Here is a 17,422-nt window from a genome sequence, read left to right as displayed (position 1 = left end):
GCGGGGCTCATCGGTCGAGCTCCCGAAGCCAATCGGGGCACGGTGAACCTCGGGAACCTCCGTTTCGAGGCTCCCCCAGAGGTTCCCCTGCGCAAGCCGCTGATTTCTCATGGCTTTGGGAACCTCGGGAACCTGGGGAGCCTTTTCCGGCCTTTTCTTTCGTGTGCGCGCGCGTGCACGCATGCGTAAGGGTCGGGAGAGGTTCCCCAGGTTCCCCACGTTCCCCTCGGTCTGCATTTTCAATGGGTTGGCTGTGGGAACCTCCGTTTTCGAGGTTCCCCTTCGTTGCCGGAGGTTCCCCAACCGAAGGTTGAGCCGGCGAGAACGTTCGCGTTTTCTTCTCGTTGATCTCCAGTTGCCAGCGTGCGGCCTTGTGCTCGACTCCCGCCTTGACCAGCCGAACCTCGACATCGCCGACCCGGAACACACGATCCCGCATCCGCTTGATCGCGATCCCGAAGGCCGTCTTTCGCGCGTGTTCGTTGCCGCTGCCCATCGGCGGCGGCGGATCGCAGAAGATCGCCAGATCGTAGAGGTCTGCCGTGACGACACGCGCTGTGCCGAACCTGTCCCACCAGGCGCCGATGAAGGCGTTCCAGGCGGCGCCCTCGCTGTCGGAGGCCTCCATCATCTCCTCGAGATTGCCGAGGAAACCGGGGATGCCTGCCACCTCGAGCACGCCGCCGAGCACATGCGCCCAATTCTCGAAGGAGCCGATGCTGCGCCCGCCCCGCGGTCGACCGGCGGCGATCCACGCCTGGCAGAGCGTCAGGCAGGCCGCGACCAGCCGGGCCCGGTTGGCGCGCACCCAGCTCATCAGGTCGGGATGGCGGAAGTCGGAGCGCTGCCAGGGGCGGTCGGTGTGCGGATCGAGCCGGATACGCACGAGACGCCGGGCCATCTCGTTGGAGAACTCCGGGTTGTTGCCGGTCGCGATCCACAGGCAGCGGATCGGCAAGCGCGCCATCTCGGAATGGCCGAGGATGCGGTCCTCCCAGAAGGGCGCCGTGAGCGCGGCGGCGAGGGCCGAGCTGTCGAGCGTGGCCCGGAGGTTGTCGATCAGTACGATGGAGGGGATCTGGCGGAGCTTCGCGGTCACCCGCTTGCGCCATTCCTCGTCATCGCGCCCCTCGGTCATGACGCTGGCGCCCGCGCCGGTCAGGATACCGGTGATCGCGTCGACCATCAGTGTCGCGCCTGTCCCGGGCGCCGGCTTCTCGATCAGGTGCAGCGGCGTGGGCCCGTCGATCATGCCGCGCAGGAAACCCAGCAGCAGGAGCGCCACGACATGGGAGCGCTCGGCATCGCCGGTGAAGGGGAAGTCCCCGAGCAGGTCCTCACAGATCATCGTGCGGGCCGCGGCGATCTCGGCCGGTGTGGGTTTGGCAGGGATGTCCGGCACGGAGAAGCCCGGCGCCGGGACGTAGAGGAGCCGCGCGTCGGGATGATAGCCGGGCGTGGTGAGCAGCGTGCCGTTCCGTCCGAACACGGGGGTGTTCACGATGCCCGTCAGCACCGGCAGCGCGGGATCGGGCGTGGCGAGGACCGACTTGACCACGGGCAACGGCGGCGGCGCGGGGATCGGCTCGCCCTTGGCGTTCACCCGCACCCAGCGGGCGAGCCGCGCGAGCATGTGGCGGAGCTTTTCCTCGCCCATCGCGGTGGCGACGGGACGGCCCTCGTCGTCGGGCACGACCCATGTGGGCTGGCCTGCCAGCCGGAAGAGCCAGGGGCAGCGGTTCGAGGCCATGAGCAGGCTCCAGACCTGCTCGTTCGCGCGCGCCAGATCGCCCTCGTCAGCGCGCAGCGTCGGCACGGTGTCGCCCGAGCCCTGGTAGTTGAGCGGGCGGTGCTGCCCGATCTGCATCACCGTCTCGGCCTCGACGACCGACTCCGCGGCGGCGATCACCCGCGCCACGGCCGCGGGGCCGTCGCTCAGCAGCAGATCGTTGAAGTCCTGGCCTTCCTCGGGCGGCACGGCGATGGCGACGTCGCGCCCCTGCGCGCGCAGTCGTCGCGCGGCGGCATCCGCGGCGCGCAGACCAGCGCCCGAGGCGTCGTTGTCGGCGAGGATGACGATGCGCCGGGCGGCCGGCGGCAGCTCGACTTGCTCGAGGCCGGAGGTCGAGAGCGTGGCCCAGACCGGCAGATCGGGACAGGCGGTCATGGCCGCAAGGCCGGTCTCGATACCCTCGGACAGCGCCAGCCTGTCGCCGTGCCCGATGGGCGCGAGCCGCACAGCGCCGCCGGCGACGCGGCCGAGCATCTTCTTCGCCTTGTCGAGCGGCGCCTTGCGGATGCTGCCGTCGGGATCTGCCGCGAGCCAGGTGCGGTGCAGCCCGATGACATCGCCGTTCCGGTCGCGCACCTCGCCCACGAGGGCCGGATAGCCGGTCTTCGTCTCGAAATGCGCGAGATCGGGGTGGAAGAGCAGATCGGCCTCGGCGGGGATAGCGAGGCGGCGACCCGCTAGGTAGTCCGCAGCCGGCGTCCCTGCGAGCGGCTGGGCCGACGACAGGATGTGCGCGATCTCTCGGGTGGCATCGCGCTTCGGCGCCGGCGGTGTCGCCGGTGCACGCCGCTCGGGGGCGCCGGGGGTGACACCGGCGATCTCGGCCGCTCGCACGATCAGGGCGCGACCATCGAGACCGGTCGCCTCCTCGATCGCGCTGATCGGCCCGCCGCCATGGTTGCCGTCGAAGTCGATCCAGTCGCCCGCATGTGTCCCGCGCAGCGTGATGACGCAGGAGCCGGTGTTCCGTGGCGCGGCGCCCCGGATGTTGGCGAGCCGCCACTCGTCGCCGGAGCGGCGGCCGCGCGGGAAGAGGTCGGGCACCCAGTGCGGGGCGGTCTCGCGCAGACGCTCGACGATCAGGTCGAGATCGTAGCGCGGCGTCTCGGTTGCTGGCGGGAGGGCGTCGTTCAGATCAAGCAAGGATCACCAGCCCCCGCTCGGCCCGCGCGATCGCGGTGTAGAGCCAGCGGTTCCTGTCGGCCGCCGAGCGACCGAAGCCATCGTCGAAAACGACCACGTTCTCCCATTGGGAGCCCTGCGCCTTGTGGCAGGTGATGGCGTAGCCCCAGCTGCTCTCGATGAGGCCGCGCTTGATCTGCCATTCGCGGCGCCCGCGCTCGGGGTCGTAGGCGACGTGGTCGGCGTACTCGCCGCGCCAGAGGCTCTGCCGCCCGGCGACGGTCTCGCCGTCCTCGGTCTCGACCATGGCGCTGAAGGCGAAGGCGTCGTCGGGATCCTGGCGCACGTCGCTCAGCGTCAGGAACATGCCGTTGATCAGCCCGAGATCGTGACGGTTCTTCAGGCAGATGATCTTCTCGCCGTGGCCTGTCGGATAGTCGGCCTCGAACCCGGCCGCGCGCTTCATGGCGGTGTTCAGCCAGCGCCGCGTCGCGTTGGTGCCGCAGAGCACCTGGCCGCCGCGCAGCATCTGCGCCGGGCCGACCTCGTGGCGCGACATCTTCCAGACATGGTCGTCATGCGCGCCCATGGGGATCGGCGCGCCCTGTCGCGCGAGCGTCGCCAGCCGCAGGATGGCGCTGTCCTCGGCCTGCCGGTGCACCTCGGTCAGCATCACGTCCGGCTCGGCCTCGGTGAAGAACCCGGCGCCCTTCACCGGCGGCAGCTGGCCTGGATCGCCCAGCACGAGGATGGGCTTGCCGAAGGCCAGAAGGTCGCGCCCCAGGTCCTCCCCCACCATCGACACTTCGTCGAGGACGAGGAGGTCCGCGTCGCGCAGGATCGACTGCTCGTTGATCAGGAACTTCGGCTGGTGAATGTCCTCGAGCCGGATCTCGAGCTGTGCGATCCGCGTCATGGCGAAGTCGCGCTCGGCCGGTCCCATGCGCGGCAGCTCGCGGCGAAGCGCCGCCAGATCATCGGTCACCCGCTCGATCTCTTCCGGCGTCGCCTCGGAAACCCGGTAGATCAGGCTGTGGATGGTCTGCGCGGGCGTGCCCTTGCGCGTCATGACGAGGGCAGCCTTGCCGGTGAAGGCGCCGAAGAGCACGCCGCCCGGCGCGCCGGGGGTCATCGGCGCCAGCCCCAGCGCCTCGATCGCCTGCGCGGTGGTCGTGGTCTTGCCGGTCCCGGCATAGCCGAAGACCCGGAACACTTGCTGCTCCTGGCGGCGGTTCTCGTACCAGTCGCGGATCGCCGCGATGGCGCGGCTTTGCATCTCGGAAAGTGTGACGGTCATGCTGTGGCCTCCGGCCGTTCGCCGCTGAAACGCTCCACCGGAGCGTTTCCGGGACGCGGCTCACCCCAGCAGCGCGCCGAGAACGGGCAGAACCGACAGAGATAGAAATCAGGGCTGGTCGCGATCCGCGGCAGCAGCTCGCCCGCATCCGCGGCGCGCAGCACGGCCACCGCCTTGTCGGACAGTTCCTGCGCGGTCGCCGGATCGAAGGGAACGTGCTCGTGGTAGAGTTCGCAGCTGTCCTTGTTCAGCGCGGTGAAGAGCGCCGACCCGAGGCCCATATAGGCCATGTAGATCTGCATCTGCCCGAAATAGACGGGCTTGGAGACCCGGACGCCCTTCTTCGCGGTGTCCGACCAGGAGGACGCCTTCAGCGCCTTGTGCTCCCAGAGCACCGGCCAGGCGAGGCCCACTTCCGGGCCGGCGACGATGACGCCGTCGACATGGCCGCGGATCCGGCCGCCCGCGGTCTCGAAGCCGAACTGGCCACCCTCGCGGGTCTGGGTGCGCAGGTCGAACCCGGCCAGCCGCAGCCAGCGGATGGCGAGATCCTCGAAGACATGGCCGGCGGCGAAGATGCGCAGGCTCCGCCCCTCGAGCTCCTTGCCGGGATCGGGCGGCGTGTGCGTCACCTCGTAGACGAGGCGGCGCGCGCAGGGCTCACCGATCCGGCTGGCGCCTAGATAATCGCGGGGCCGCTGGCCGGCGCGCTCCGCCACGAGGGCGTCATCGAGAAGCGCGTTTATCCGGGCGCCGAGCGGCGGCGGGGCATCGGCGGCGCGGCCATAGACAAAGCCCGAGCGATGGTTGAGATCGACCAGCATCCGCGCCACCCTCAGAACGGCACGTCGCCGGTGTCGGACTGGCGCTGCATCGACGCCTGAAATCCGTCGACGCAGGCCTCGATCAGGCGGTCGATGTCCTCGGCCGGCCGGTCGAAGAAGGGCTCCATCAGCCCCATCTCCGTCAGCGCCTCGGCCAGCTCGCGGCGCGCCTCGCGGATCGCCCGGGTTTCCATGTCGGTCTTGTCGATCATGCCGTGGTTCCTCTTGGCGTTGGCCGAGCCCGCCGTGAGGCAGGCCATCGAGCAGAAGCGGTGATGGGGATGGCGATCCCAGCGCAGGCCGTGGCAGTAGCCGAAGCCCCGGGCCTCCCGGCCGCAGAGCGCGCATGGCACGCGGCGGCCGAGTTCTGCCCGGGTCAGCCCATCAGGAGCAGGTCGAGCGCGCTTCGCTCCTCCGCGTCCGGCGCGGCGGTTCGGCGCTCGGAGGCCAGCACGATGAAGCGGCTGATGGCGTTGGAGGCCATGCATTCCAGATCGCGCCGGGTGAGGCTGGCGATGGGGCGGTCGAGCCGCCCCCGCGCCTCGAGCCAGCGCCCCATCGCGAGGGCCGCTTCCGTGGTGACATGCGCCTGCCATTCGTCCGGGCTCACGGGTTGAGCCAGGCCGGACCGCCCGCGGCCTTGGGCGCGGCGGGCTCGGCGGCAGGTTGGGCGGCGGGCTGGGAGGCCGGCGACGACCACGCGGGCGCGGCCGGCGCCGCGGCGGGCTGCGACTGGCCCCAGACGGGGGCTGCGGACTGCGCGGGCGCGGCGGCCGGTCGGGGCTTGTTCGAGGGCTGCGCCGGCACCGTTTCGCCGGCCATCACCTTCTGCCACTCGGGCGCGGTGGGCAGCACGACATGGTCGAGCTTGTTGGCGTCCTTGTAGGCGGGGTTGCGGTTCGGCTCGATCTGGATCTTCGCGACGAAGGTGATGCCGTCGAGATCGGCGAGCCCGCGCAGCACGCGCTTGGCCTTGGCCGCCTCGCTCATGTCCTCGGGATTGAGCCCCAGCGCGCTGTCGATCATCGCGCGGAAGGTCGACTTCGAGATCTTCCAGCCGATCGACTGGCCCTGTTCGTCGAGCTTGCCGCCCTGTACGGTGAAGTTCTGCCAGAACTTGCGCCGGGCATGGGCCCCCTCGGCCACGGTGAACTCGGCGTCGAGCATCAGCACGTCGCTGCCGGGCTGGTTCGAGGGCTTCAGGAGCCCGCGATCCACCTCGCTCGCCCCGTCCGTGCCGCCCTTGCGGATGGACATCGTCACCTTGGCGAAGGTGCCGTCGGGGATCAGGTCGCCGGACTGCTGCGGCGCCACATCGTTCATGTCGAAGGTCATCTCGTTCATCCTTTCGATGCGTGGTTGATCTTGGAGAGGAGAGCGCCGAGATCGGCCGGCTCGGTCAGGTCGAGGCGCCCGGAGCGATCCTTCGCGGGCAGGCCCCAGGGATTGCCGGAGCGGCAGACGAGGCGGCGTGTCTCGCCCTTCTCGGGGTCGTGCCGCCAGGCGGCCGCGCCATCGGGGCCGGTCTCGGGGCTGAAGAGGCCGAGGGTCATCACCTGATCGACGATGCCGGGCAGCTCGCGCGCGGCCTTGCCGCCCTCCATCTGCGGCTGCCAGATCGTCCGGTTCATCTCGTCGGTGATCCGCTCGAGGATGCCGACGAAGATCACCGTGCGGCCCGGCGCGTGCTGGAGGTGCTTCAGGAGCCCGATCACCTCGCGAGCGAGCAGCCCGTAGGCGCCGCGGGTGTCCGGCTTGCCGGTGCGCTCCGACATCGCCTCCGGCCGGGTCTTGGCCCAAGCCATGGCCTGCCGCGTCAGGTCGGTGATGCTGTCGACGAACACGATACGCTTGGCGTCGAGCCGCGCGGCGAGTTCCGGGTGCTGTCCGCGCAGATGCGCGTGGTGCGCCTCCGAGAAATGCTCGTCGGGCTGGGCCGCCGGGTTCGCGCCGCCGATCAGGCAGGCGATGTCCACGGCGTCGGCGAAGCGACGGATCGGCAGGCTGTCGCCGCGCCAGTCCTGCACCGACTTCAGCCCGGCCTCGAGATCGAGGCAGACGGTTTCCTCGGCCGGCAGCGTCTTCAGGAGCGTGGTCTTGCCGGCGCCGCTCGGGCCGAACAGCGCCATGGTGGTCTTGCCCTGCGCCTCGCGCAGCCGCTCGTCGGCGGTGACGATCCGGAGGCTCATGCCGCGCCTCCCTGCGGCAGAAGCTCCACCTTCAGCGCGCCGGTGCGCACGGTGCGCGCGGGCTCGAACACCGCCCGGATGTTGTCGGGCCAGGCGGCGTATTTGCGCTCCGGCACCTTGATGGCGATGTCGACATACTGCGCAGGGTCGTCGCCGGAGCTGCGGATGCGCTCGACGATCTCGCCGAGGCACTGCTGGTCCCAATCCACCCGCTTCGGCAGATCGGCCACCACGGTGAAATCGCCGTCGTCGAAGCGGACCGTGCCGGTATCCTTGGACCGAGCCTGCCGTTCCTCCGCGGCGCGGGTGGCGTAGCGGACGGTCAGCGCGGCATCGAGCCGGGCCTTGGCCGCCTTGGCGCGCTTCAGCGTCTCCTCGGTCTCGCGCTGAAGGATGGCGAGCAGTTCAACGGGAAACTGCGCGAGTTCGGCATCATGGATGCCCGGCAGATCGTCGGGCGTGGGGCTGTTGTTCGGCCAGGGCATGAACGGGTCTCCGTGATCGGCGAATGGGGTCTGGATGCGGGAAGTCACGCCGCCTGCTCCTTGAGCAGCAGCGCCGACAGCGAGGCGGCGGCGTGCTTGGGCTTCGGGCGCGCGACGGCGATGTAGGCGAAGCGGTCGGGGCCCACGCGCTCCTGAACGAGGTGGACGAGGCCCTGCTCGGCGGCCCAGAAGGCGCGCGACCCGAGCCGCGACAACTCCTCCCGCTCGCGGTCCGCGAGGCGGCCGAGCATCGGGAAGATGTCGAGCACGAGAAAACCGCGATGGTATTCGAGCCGGTCGCCGGGCGCGGCCTGCGCCACCCACGCGCAGAACTCGATCTCGGTCAGCGCGCGGCTGGCGCGGACGGTGATGAAGGGGGTGTTGCCCATGAACATGATCTCCTCCTTTCGCCTCTACTCACGCCGCAGCGAGATCGTCCCAGGAGGGACCGAGCCCGTAGGCGGTGAGGACGTGACGGAGATCGGCGAGGCGCCGGTAGAGCGCCGAGCGGCTGCCAAAGCCCTCGGCGGCCAGCGCCGTCACTGACCGATGGGCCAGCGCGCAGCAGAACCGGCGGTCGGCCTCGGGCAACCGCGCCAGTGCGGACTGCACGGCTTCGCGGGTCTGGATGTCCGCCTGAGTGTTGCGGTCCTGGCCGTGCCAAGCGGCCAGCCCGTCCGATTCCGTCAGCAGGCAGCCCAGCGATTCGACCGAGCCAGCCGCCGGGGCGTCGAGGGAGAGCATCGTGCCGCCCTGCGCCCGGCGCTGCCGGTGGTGCCGGATCGCGATGCGCGAGCACTGGTTGCGCAGCACGATGTTGGCGAAGGCGCCGATGGTGCCGCGGCGCTTGTCGAAGCCCGACAGCCGGCAGATCAGATCGATCAGGAGGTCCTGGCGGAGATCGTCGAGATCGGCGACGGGGAGCGCCAGCTTGCGGTGCAGACGCCGCGCCGCGACGTCTGTCTCGTCGATCAGCGTGGCAAGGTCGGAGGGGGAAATCGGTGGGTGCATGTCGTTCGATCCTGGTCGTTTCCGTTCACGACCCGACCGTGCAACATGCTGAAATCGTTTATCTCTCGGACTTCTCCTGAAAACCTCCCGAAAACCTCCCGGTGCCGGAGAACGGGTCTACGCTATGAACGCGATCTCTGACGGCGCGAGGGTGAGACGAGCGCCGACCTTGGACTTCCGCTCGATGAACCCGTTGTCCGGAACCGCGGTCAGACGCGTGTTCCTTCGGAAGGCATCGCGTAGCCGGTTCATGCAGCGGTCGACCTGTTCGGGATTGCTCTCTCGTCCCGTGCTGGCCTGCAGTGTGGCCGCGAGGCTGTCCTTTGGCACCCAGCCGCCAGCAGCCACGGCCTCCTCCGCGAGCAAGACGAACGCATCGAAGTCCCGCGGTTCGACGTCGAGCTCGATGCCCTCGAAGACCACACGGCGACCGATACGATCGATCTGGAGACGGGCGTCCGGCGCGTGCTGTCCCGTGGGCACGCGTATCCGCCCGAGATCGAGCGCGAAGGGAATATCTGGTTCGTCGCGAAGCAGGTCCTCGGCACGGGCCACCGTCATGCGCAGAGGCTCGAGCTGACGGGCGACTGCCGTGGGCAGATCGCAACTGCCGAGACTGATGAGGGCGACGGAGGCTTCACTTTCGATGGCGCCGCGCACGTGATCCACGATCTCCTGCGCAGTGTCCTCCCGCAGCCGCCGCACGAGGCAGACCTCTGCAGCGCGATTGTGGCCCTCGTGCCTGCCGAGTCGCCAGACCCGTATCGAGAGCGCCGTGGGGCCGGGCCCGCCGAGCCCCGACTGCTCGCGGATCGCGCGGCAGAGCGCGGCGATGTCGATGTCCAAGGTCTGGACATCCAGCGCATCTTCGTAGCGCTCGCATTCGCCTGTCTCCGGATCGACGACGAGCAGTCTATCGTCGACGACCTGGAAGATCGCAGCGCCGTCGTCGCGCAGGTCCTCCCGCTCCACGAGGATCCCGCGGTTGCGAAGCGAACGGACGAAACCGGGCTCGTAGAGCTTCAGGTCGGCAGCGCCGATGGCACCGATCGGATGACGATCACTCTGCTGCAGCAGCAGCCTGACCAGTTCTGCGGCGTTTGCGAATGTCATTGTCTTCCAGCATCTCGAGAATGAGCCGTTCGTGGGAATGGTCACGCATGCTTACGGTGCGCGGTGGCCGGATGGTGACAGGAACCACCACCTCCGCGTCGTCCATCTCGATGGTGACATCGATCTTGGCATGCACGATCCGCAGGTCGGCGATGTCGAGGTCCGATGCGACGTCCCTCAAACGCTTGAGGGCGTTCTGGGAATCGCCAAGCGTCAGGAACCACGGAGAGCGGCGCAGACGCCCTGTCGTCGTGATCTGGGCTTCGTCGACGCGCACCTCGCGCAAGGCGACATGCGTGATGTCGCCATCGGGGTCGAAATGAAACTTGAACGCTGCGCCCAGCTTCTGCAGCGGTTCGAGCGTGTAGAGTTGCTCCTTCGCCGAAGCCTCGAAGATGTCCTTGTCTCCCAGGACGTGCTCTCCGAACAGCTTGACCAGCTTCTTGGCATCGGCGGCCGATTTCGAGCCGACGGCGATGGAGCCCTGTCGGGGATCATACTCGATGGTAGACTGGACGATTTCGCGGAACTTCAGCGTGTCCTCGGTTCCCTCCTGGTCGACGTTCTTCGTCTCCGGTTTGGAGCCGTGCAGGATCAGGACGCGCAGCAGATCTTCCTCCTCGAACCACCGCACGTCGCAATAGTGGCCGTTATAGCGGCTCGCGAAATGCCGCCGCACCGCCTCTGTGAAGTCGCTCTGGACACCGGCCTCGTGATGCCGCGGCTCCACATCCTCACGGTCGGCATCGCGCTCGAGCTTGGAGGAATGCGCGAGGAACGCCGCGGCGCTGAGCGCCCGGTCGAAGATGGCCCCGTGATCCAGCCAAGTAACCAGCGCAATGAAGCGAGGGGTGAACCGCAGGTCGTCGTCGCCGCCTTCGACACGATGGGGCGCAAGGACGTCGACGCCGGCCTCCGTGGCGATCTCCTGGATGATCCTGGCGCCGGCGTCCGTTGACAGTGTGGAGATGTTGTAGAGGGCGAACTGCAACTTGGCCGGAAACCGCGTGTCCGCTCTCGCGAAGAGATTGAAGATCGCCTCGCGCCGTTTCTTGTCATCTTCGGGAAGGTCATCCCAATCGAAATCGATCTGCCCGAGATAGGGACTCAGCAGACGGTGGAGCAATTCGATATCCACGGTTCTCGAAAAAGCGCGATCGACGAAATTTCTGATCCTCTTCGGCATATGATCTCCTTTCGGCCCTGAAACTCTCGCGGACAGGCGAAAACCCGACCGCGTTCCGGCTACCCGCTTCATTTTGCGCGAAATGATGCGCTGCCGAAATCGGCCGAAGCGATGCTACCGATTCATCGCGCGAACGCGACGTGTGTTCCGATTATGTTCTACCCGACCAGACAACCGGGAGTCGAGTCCATGGCAGCTCCGCCCGTGCCTGTCCGGGCCCCGTGGGACGGTTCGCGAATGCGGTGAGTAGGAGAAGGGCGAGACCTCACGGACTAGCCCTTCATGAAACGCCCGAATCCCCTGCCGCCCGACCAGATGACCCCCGCCGAACGCCGCGCCGAACTGTGCGGTCTTCTGGCGCTCGGGCTGGTCCGGTTACGGCTGCGGGAACGGGGTGAACCTTCTGACGGTACTGGAGAAATTCGCCTACACTCTCCGGCCGACCAATGCCGTCATGCAACTCCAACTCACCGGAGAACCGCATGACCAATCACGATCCCATCCCCGCGCGCCTCGCCGCGCTGAAGACCACGCCGACGCCCGACCTGAAACAGCAGTGGCGCGACCTGTTCGACAGCGAGCCGCCCCCGTTCAACCGACGCTACCTCGAATCCCGGCTGGCGTACCGCATCCAGGAACTGGCCTATGGCGGGCTGAAGCCGGAGACGATCCGGCGGCTGGAACGGCTGGGCGAGGAACTCGACGGCGGCGATCGCAAGAACAGCCGCCTCCGCGCCGACACAATGCCCATCGCCGGCACTCGGCTGATCCGCGAGTGGCACGGCGTCGAGCACGTCGTCACCGTCACCGCGGACGGCTTCGAGTGGCAGGGGCGGCCTTACAAGTCGCTCTCGGCCATCGCCCGCGCCATCACCGGCACACGCTGGAATGGCTGGGTGTTCTTCGGGCTGAAGAACCGGAGGGCGCGGACATGACCAAGCCCATCGTACGCAAGCAGCGCTGCGCGATCTACACGCGCAAGTCTTCCGAGGAAGGGCTTGAGCAGGAGTTCAACTCGCTCCACGCCCAGCGGGAGGCCTGCGGGGCCTACATCGCCAGCCAGCGCTCCGAGGGCTGGGTGCTCGTCCGCGATCAGTACGACGACGGCGGCATCTCGGGCGGCACGCTCGACCGGCCCGGCCTGCAACGGCTGCTGGAGGACATCGAGGACGGGCTGGTCGATGTGGTGGTGGTCTACAAGATCGACCGCCTCAGCCGCTCGCTCGCCGACTTCGCCAAGCTGGTCGAGGTGTTCGACCGGAACGGCGTGACCTTCGTCTCGGTGACGCAGAGCTTCAACACGACCACGTCGATGGGCCGGCTGACGCTGAACATCCTGCTGTCCTTCGCCCAGTTCGAGCGCGAGGTGACCGCCGAGCGCATCCGCGACAAGGTCGCCGCCAGCCGCAGGAAGGGCATGTGGATGGGCGGGGTGCCGCCCTACGGCTACCGGGTCGAGAACCGGAAGCTGGTGGTCGACGAAGGCAACGCCGCTCATGTCCGCTGGATCTTCGCCCGCTTCCTCGAGATCGGATCCGGGACAGAACTGGCACGCGAGGTCGCGAAGCGCGGCATCCGCACGCCGCGCGGCAACCGGATCGACAAGAAGTATCTGTACCGGATGCTCAACAACCGCGCCTATATCGGCGAGGCAGTCCACAAGGGCGAGTGCTACCCCGGCGAGCACGACGCCATCATCGACCGCGAGACTTGGGACCGCGTTCACGCCATCCTGCAGGAAAGCCCCCGCAAGCGCGCCGCGCACACCCGCGCCGAGACACCCGCGCTGCTGAAGGGACTGCTGTTCGGTCCCGATGGCGCCGCCTTCTCGCCGACCCACACCCGAAAGGGCGACAAGCTCTACCGCTACTACGTCAGCCAGACCGTGCTGAAGCATGGCGCCGGGTCGTGTCCGGTCGGCCGCGTGCCTGCGGGCGAGATCGAGGGCGCCGTGATCGACCAGCTGCGTGCCGTCTTCCGCCAGCCCGAAGTCGTCGCGGGGACGTGGAAGGCGGCACGCGCCCATGCCGACGATATCACCGAGGCCGATGCGCGCACGGCCCTGCAGCGGCTCGATCCGCTGTGGGACGAACTCTTCCCTGCCGAGCAGGCGCGTATCGTGACGCTGCTGGTCGAGCGCGTCGACATCGGCACGGATGGACTGAACGTCCGGCTGCGCGTGGACGGCCTCGCGGGCCTCGCACGCGAGATGCTGGCCGGTGACATGGGCGCTGCTGCATGAGCCGCGCGACGCCGATCCCGGAGACTGTGACGCTCCATGTCCCGTTCCGCATCGTGAAGCGCGGCGGGAAGAAGGAGATGCAGATGCCGGAGGGCGCCACGCCATCGCGGCGGACCGACAACACGCTGGTCAAGGCGCTGGCGCGGGCGTTCCGCTGGAAGCGCATGCTGGACTCGGGCGACTTCGCAACCATCGCCGATCTCGCTGAACATGAGCGCATCGCTGCGCCGTACCTGACCCGTACACTGCGGCTGGCGTTTCTCGCCCCGGATCTGGTGGAGGCGATCCTTGATGGGCGTCAGCCCAGCAACCTGTCGCTCGAGATGCTGCGCAAGCCATTGCCGACCGGCTGGTCAGAGCAGAGGGAGGTGTTGTCATCCGATGGCCACTGCGACAATCCCAAGTGAATCAAGGGATTCACGAGCCGGAGTCCCCGTGTTACGGTAGGAAAAACGAGGCAGGCATGAGCGTACTCTTCACAGTTGGCTACGAGGGCACCGATATTGATCGGTTCGTCAGAACGCTGAAGGCGGCCGGTGTACGGCAGTTGGCTGATGTTCGTGCGGTACCCGTCTCCCGCAAGGCGGGGTTCTCGAAGAAGAAGCTGGCGGCGCGCCTAGCCGAAGAGGGCATCGAGTATTTCCATTTCGTTTCCCTCGGAGACCCCAAACCAGGTCGGGATGCAGCGCGTGCCGGGGAGTTCGATCTGTTCCGGTCGATCTATGGTACCCACATGCAGACCGAGCCAGCGCAGGACGCTTTGCGCGACCTCACCGACACGGTGCAGGCGGCACCGACCTGCCTCCTTTGCTTCGAGCGAGATCCCGAAACGTGCCACAGGACGATTGTCGCACGCGAGATCTCGGAAGAGGTTGGATTCGACATTTTCAATCTGTTCGCTGACGATCCTGATCGCTATGTCCGTAACGCTGCAAAACTGCCGCGTTTCCATTCTGGTGAAGGCGCTACCGCAGCGTAGTACCGCTCACGGGGAAACGGTCTGCTGCGCCGGGGTGACTGCCCGAGGCGCGTTCAAGCGGCTTTATCCTGTGCGATTCCGCCACCTTTCCGATGAGTCCGCCTTCAAGCGTTGGGATTGGGTGGATTTCAAGTACCGCAGACCGACACGAGACAATCGTGGCGAAAGCTGTCATGTCGCCGAAGAGTCGATCAAGCGGGATGGGCGCATGCCGCGCAAAGATCGAGCCGCCTTCCTTAACCCGCTTGTCTCGAAGTCCGTGGCGGAAGCTGCGGAAGCCGGTAGGTCCTTGGCGTTGATCCGACCAAGAAACACACGCTTCTACTATAAGGCGAAATCGCCCGAACAGATTGAGGCGGAGCGCGAGACTTATCGGCAGGCCGCAAGCCAGGGCGATTTTTTCGACGAAGAACTAAAGGCGCTGGAGCCAAGCCCCTACGAGTTCCGGTTCAGTTTCGAGGACGGCACTGGGCCGCACGATTACGCGAACGGCGATTGGGAAGCCCATGCCATGTTCTTCTTTGGAAAACGTCGCGAGGGGTCAGAGCGCGCGGCGCTTGAGTGGATGAGCACGACTTTCAACGATGAATACCCAAAGAAGGGCATGCTCTTCTGCGTCGGGAACAAGGCCAAACACCCAAAGACCTGGCAGCTGCTGGGGGTTCTGCGGGTGGACGACACGGGCCAGGACGCGCTTCCCCTGTAGCCGTGAGACGCCGAGCGAGGATGAAATGCGCGACGTCATCGGTTCCGGAGCGGCTTCGTCTGGCCATTCGACTTGCGGAAGGAGGCCGGCGCGGCTTAGTCTGCAGGCGTAAACGGCGGGAATGTCAGCTCAAATCCGGGGCGTCCGGCAATGCCGCCGCCTGCTGTGAAGTGAGAGCGACCACGATGACCGCCATGCGCGCGACCCCTCCAGCCTCGTCCGATCTTGGGCCAACCAGCCCAAGCGTCTCCGCGCGGCTCGACGCGACGGACCGGTTGGCGTCCGGGCGCAAGGCGGGCATCCTGGTCAGCAAGTATTGAGATAGAAGAGGTTTCAGCGTGTCGCGACTGACGGATCTGATCGCACGGGCGAAGGCGAAGGATCGAGCTCTCGGAGACGAGCTGGAGCGTGAATTCAAAGCGCTGGCGTCACGGCGTGCCTTCGGTCTCAACTTCGAGCGTCACCGGCCCGAGAGCGTGGAGCTGCCAGGGCGGCCGATCCGCCGGGGGGACAAGGTGCGCATCCTGCCGCCGCGCGGGTCCACGGCCAAGGGCGACCCGCGGCTTTGGAAGGTGCTCCGCATCGACGAAGCCAACGGCAAGCGCATGGCGCATGTCTCGCTGATCGACGCCGCCGAGCCCGAGACGGCCGATGTCGCGACCGACGACCTCGTCGTCGTCGCGGAGTTCCGCGACTACATCTATCCGGGGCTGGTCAGCACAGGGAAGGTCGAGCGCGGTGGAGACAAGCCGTATCACACCGTGATCAACGGCGAGAACTTCCATGTTCTGGAGGCGCTGACCTATACGCACCGCGGGAAGGTCGACGCGATTTACATCGATCCGCCCTACAACACGGGTGCTCGAGACTGGAAATACAACAACGATTATGTTGAAGGCGAAGATCTATATCGCCACTCGAAGTGGTTGGCATTTATGGAGCGCCGCCTTCGAGTTGCTGGCGCGCTTCTCAGTCCAGACAGCTCAGTCCTACTTGTTACCATTGACGAAAAAGAGTGCCTGCGACTTGGAATGCTACTTGAGCAGCTTTTTCCAGAGGCGCGAATACAGATGATCTCGAGCTCGATCAATCCGGCGGCACAGGCAAGAACTGGTTCTTTCGCTCGGATTGACGAGTACGTATTTGTTGTCATGATCGGTGATGCGGCTCCAGAGCGCCTTCCACTTGGTCGGGATTGGGTGAGCGCAAAGGGGCGCACCCACACTGGTAAGGCGCGATGGGACTTGCTGCGCCGTTCTGGAACAGCGGCCCAACGCAAAGACTCACCAGGCGGCTTTTATCCGATTTACGTGGATGTGGCGACGAACCGGATCACTCAGATAGGTGATCCACTCCCGGAAGGTGTGTCCGATGCTCCCGAGGGGCCGCCCAGTTCGGTTGCCATATTGCCAATTCGGAAAGATGAGACGGAGGGGCGCTGGCAGGTTTCCCCAGCAACTCTAAAGTCTTACTTAGCTGAGGGGCGCGTAAGAATTGGTGGCAGCGAAGAAAAAGGCTTTACTGTTTATTATTTGAAGCCCGGCGAATGGAAGAAGGTGCAGAGCGGCGAATATGAGACCCTTGGAATTGGTCAAGATGGCTCCATTCAGCTTGCTGAGAATGAAACGATGGATGGAGAGGTTCTTGCTATACCATCGACCCAGTGGCGCATTCCATCTCATGATGCGACGCAATACGGTAGCCGTCTTCTGATCAAGCTCATTCCGCGTCGAAAATTCCCGTTCCCAAAGAGTCTTTATGCAATCGAGGATGTGCTTCGATTCTTCATTAAGTCGAAGCCTGACTCCGTTATTCTCGATTTTTTCGCTGGCTCTGGAACAACCGCTCACGCCGTCATGCGCCTCAATCGACAAGACGGCGGCAGACGCCAGTGCATCTCGGTCACCAACAACGAGGTCGCAGCTGACGAGCAGGCCGCGCTCCGGAAGTCAGGCCTTCGTCCCGGCGATCCCGATTGGGAGAAGTGGGGCATCTGCGACTACATCACGAAGCCCCGGATCAGAGCCGCGATCACAGGCAAGACGCCCGAAGGCGACGACATCGACGGCGACTACAAGTTCACGGACGAGTTCCCGATGGCCAAGGGCTTCGAAGAGAACGCCGAGTTCTTCACGCTGACCTACGAGACGCCGGTCGCGGTGCATCACAACCTCGCCTTCCAGCGCATCGCGCCGCTCCTCTGGATACGCGCGGGCGCCGAGGGACGCCGGATCGATGCACTGCCGGAGGAGGGCTGGGCCGTCGCCGACACGTATGGGCTGTTGGTCGACCTGGACCGCTCGGCGGAGTTCTGCGACGCAGTCGATGCCTGCGACGGGCTGCGCATCGCCTATATCGTCACAGACGACGACCGACGCTTTCAATCCGTCGCGCGCAGGCTGCCCGACTCGGTCGAGCCGATCCGGCTCTACGAGTCGTACCTTTCCAATTTCCGCTTTTCGATGGGCCGCTAACC

Annotated in this window: 18 protein-coding genes; 6 read left to right on the top strand and 12 right to left on the bottom strand. The window is 66.5% G+C overall.

The window, feature by feature from the left end; genetic code table 11:
• Positions 1-7 precede the first annotated feature (7 nt).
• The 12 genes from K1T73_RS06340 to K1T73_RS06285 form a co-directional block, all read right to left on the bottom strand.
• Entirely contained in the window at positions 8-2,935 is a 2,928-nt protein-coding gene (locus K1T73_RS06340) for a toprim domain-containing protein (RefSeq protein ID WP_220603112.1), read from the bottom strand.
• Positions 2,928-4,211, bottom strand: coding sequence for an ATP-dependent RecD-like DNA helicase (locus K1T73_RS06335; protein ID WP_220603111.1), 1,284 nt, complete (start codon positions 4,209-4,211; stop codon positions 2,928-2,930). Before K1T73_RS06335 ends, K1T73_RS06340 begins: the two co-directional genes overlap by 8 nt.
• Positions 4,208-5,035, bottom strand: coding sequence for a PD-(D/E)XK nuclease family protein (locus K1T73_RS06330; protein WP_259400465.1), 828 nt, complete (start codon positions 5,033-5,035; stop codon positions 4,208-4,210). Before K1T73_RS06330 ends, K1T73_RS06335 begins: the two co-directional genes overlap by 4 nt.
• 11 nt (positions 5,036-5,046) lie before the next feature.
• Positions 5,047-5,247 (bottom strand): DUF6511 domain-containing protein, encoded by a 201-nt coding sequence (locus tag K1T73_RS06325; protein WP_259400464.1) that lies wholly within the window; start codon positions 5,245-5,247, stop codon positions 5,047-5,049.
• A 164-nt stretch (positions 5,248-5,411) separates the two neighbouring features.
• Positions 5,412-5,645: a hypothetical protein gene (locus K1T73_RS06320; RefSeq protein WP_220603110.1), complete on the bottom strand. Its 234-nt coding sequence runs from the start codon at positions 5,643-5,645 to the stop codon at positions 5,412-5,414.
• Positions 5,642-6,370, bottom strand: a complete 729-nt coding sequence (locus K1T73_RS06315; protein WP_220603109.1) for a hypothetical protein — start codon at positions 6,368-6,370, stop codon at positions 5,642-5,644. Before K1T73_RS06315 ends, K1T73_RS06320 begins: the two co-directional genes overlap by 4 nt.
• Positions 6,371-6,375: 5 nt before the next feature.
• Positions 6,376-7,224, bottom strand: a complete 849-nt coding sequence (locus tag K1T73_RS06310; RefSeq protein ID WP_220603108.1) for an ATP-binding protein — start codon at positions 7,222-7,224, stop codon at positions 6,376-6,378.
• The gene (locus K1T73_RS06305; RefSeq protein ID WP_259400463.1) at positions 7,221-7,757 is read right to left on the bottom strand and encodes a hypothetical protein; all 537 of its coding nucleotides are present in this window, start codon (positions 7,755-7,757) and stop codon (positions 7,221-7,223) included. Before K1T73_RS06305 ends, K1T73_RS06310 begins: the two co-directional genes overlap by 4 nt.
• Positions 7,754-8,104: a hypothetical protein gene (locus K1T73_RS06300; protein ID WP_220603107.1), complete on the bottom strand. Its 351-nt coding sequence runs from the start codon at positions 8,102-8,104 to the stop codon at positions 7,754-7,756. The genes K1T73_RS06305 and K1T73_RS06300 overlap by 4 nt, the downstream gene beginning before the upstream one ends.
• A 22-nt stretch (positions 8,105-8,126) precedes the next feature.
• A complete protein-coding gene (locus K1T73_RS06295; RefSeq protein ID WP_220603106.1) occupies positions 8,127-8,720 on the bottom strand; it encodes a hypothetical protein in 594 nt (197 codons plus the stop codon).
• Between the two features lie 117 nt (positions 8,721-8,837).
• Complete coding sequence (locus K1T73_RS06290; protein ID WP_220603105.1) at positions 8,838-9,833, bottom strand: hypothetical protein; 996 nt, start codon at positions 9,831-9,833, stop codon at positions 8,838-8,840.
• Positions 9,781-11,019 carry a hypothetical protein gene (locus K1T73_RS06285; RefSeq protein ID WP_220603104.1) on the bottom strand — a complete coding sequence of 413 codons (1,239 nt, stop codon included), beginning with the start codon at positions 11,017-11,019 and terminating at the stop codon, positions 9,781-9,783. Before K1T73_RS06285 ends, K1T73_RS06290 begins: the two co-directional genes overlap by 53 nt.
• Positions 11,020-11,501: 482 nt before the next feature.
• On the opposite strand from K1T73_RS06285, the gene K1T73_RS06280 reads away from it, so the two are divergent.
• From K1T73_RS06280 to K1T73_RS06255, 6 genes are all read left to right on the top strand, one after another.
• Complete coding sequence (locus tag K1T73_RS06280) at positions 11,502-11,954, top strand: DUF2924 domain-containing protein (RefSeq protein ID WP_220603103.1); 453 nt, start codon at positions 11,502-11,504, stop codon at positions 11,952-11,954.
• A complete protein-coding gene (locus K1T73_RS06275) occupies positions 11,951-13,261 on the top strand; it encodes a recombinase family protein (RefSeq protein ID WP_220603102.1) in 1,311 nt (436 codons plus the stop codon). Before K1T73_RS06280 ends, K1T73_RS06275 begins: the two co-directional genes overlap by 4 nt.
• Positions 13,258-13,668, top strand: a complete 411-nt coding sequence (locus K1T73_RS06270; protein ID WP_220603101.1) for a hypothetical protein — start codon at positions 13,258-13,260, stop codon at positions 13,666-13,668. The genes K1T73_RS06275 and K1T73_RS06270 overlap by 4 nt, the downstream gene beginning before the upstream one ends.
• Positions 13,669-13,724: 56 nt before the next feature.
• A complete protein-coding gene (locus K1T73_RS06265; RefSeq protein ID WP_113290778.1) occupies positions 13,725-14,240 on the top strand; it encodes a DUF488 family protein in 516 nt (171 codons plus the stop codon).
• Positions 14,179-14,946 carry a hypothetical protein gene (locus K1T73_RS06260; RefSeq protein ID WP_259400462.1) on the top strand — a complete coding sequence of 256 codons (768 nt, stop codon included), beginning with the start codon at positions 14,179-14,181 and terminating at the stop codon, positions 14,944-14,946. The genes K1T73_RS06265 and K1T73_RS06260 overlap by 62 nt, the downstream gene beginning before the upstream one ends.
• Positions 14,947-15,284: 338 nt before the next feature.
• The gene (locus tag K1T73_RS06255) at positions 15,285-17,420 is read left to right on the top strand and encodes a site-specific DNA-methyltransferase (protein ID WP_220603100.1); all 2,136 of its coding nucleotides are present in this window, start codon (positions 15,285-15,287) and stop codon (positions 17,418-17,420) included.
• Positions 17,421-17,422: the final 2 nt, after the last annotated feature.

Source organism: Roseovarius sp. SCSIO 43702 (genome assembly GCF_019599045.1).
In the GTDB taxonomy this organism is placed as follows: Bacteria; Pseudomonadota; Alphaproteobacteria; order Rhodobacterales; family Rhodobacteraceae; genus Roseovarius.
Note: the sequence above shows the minus strand (reverse complement) of the source record. Positions and strands in the feature narration are given on the sequence as shown.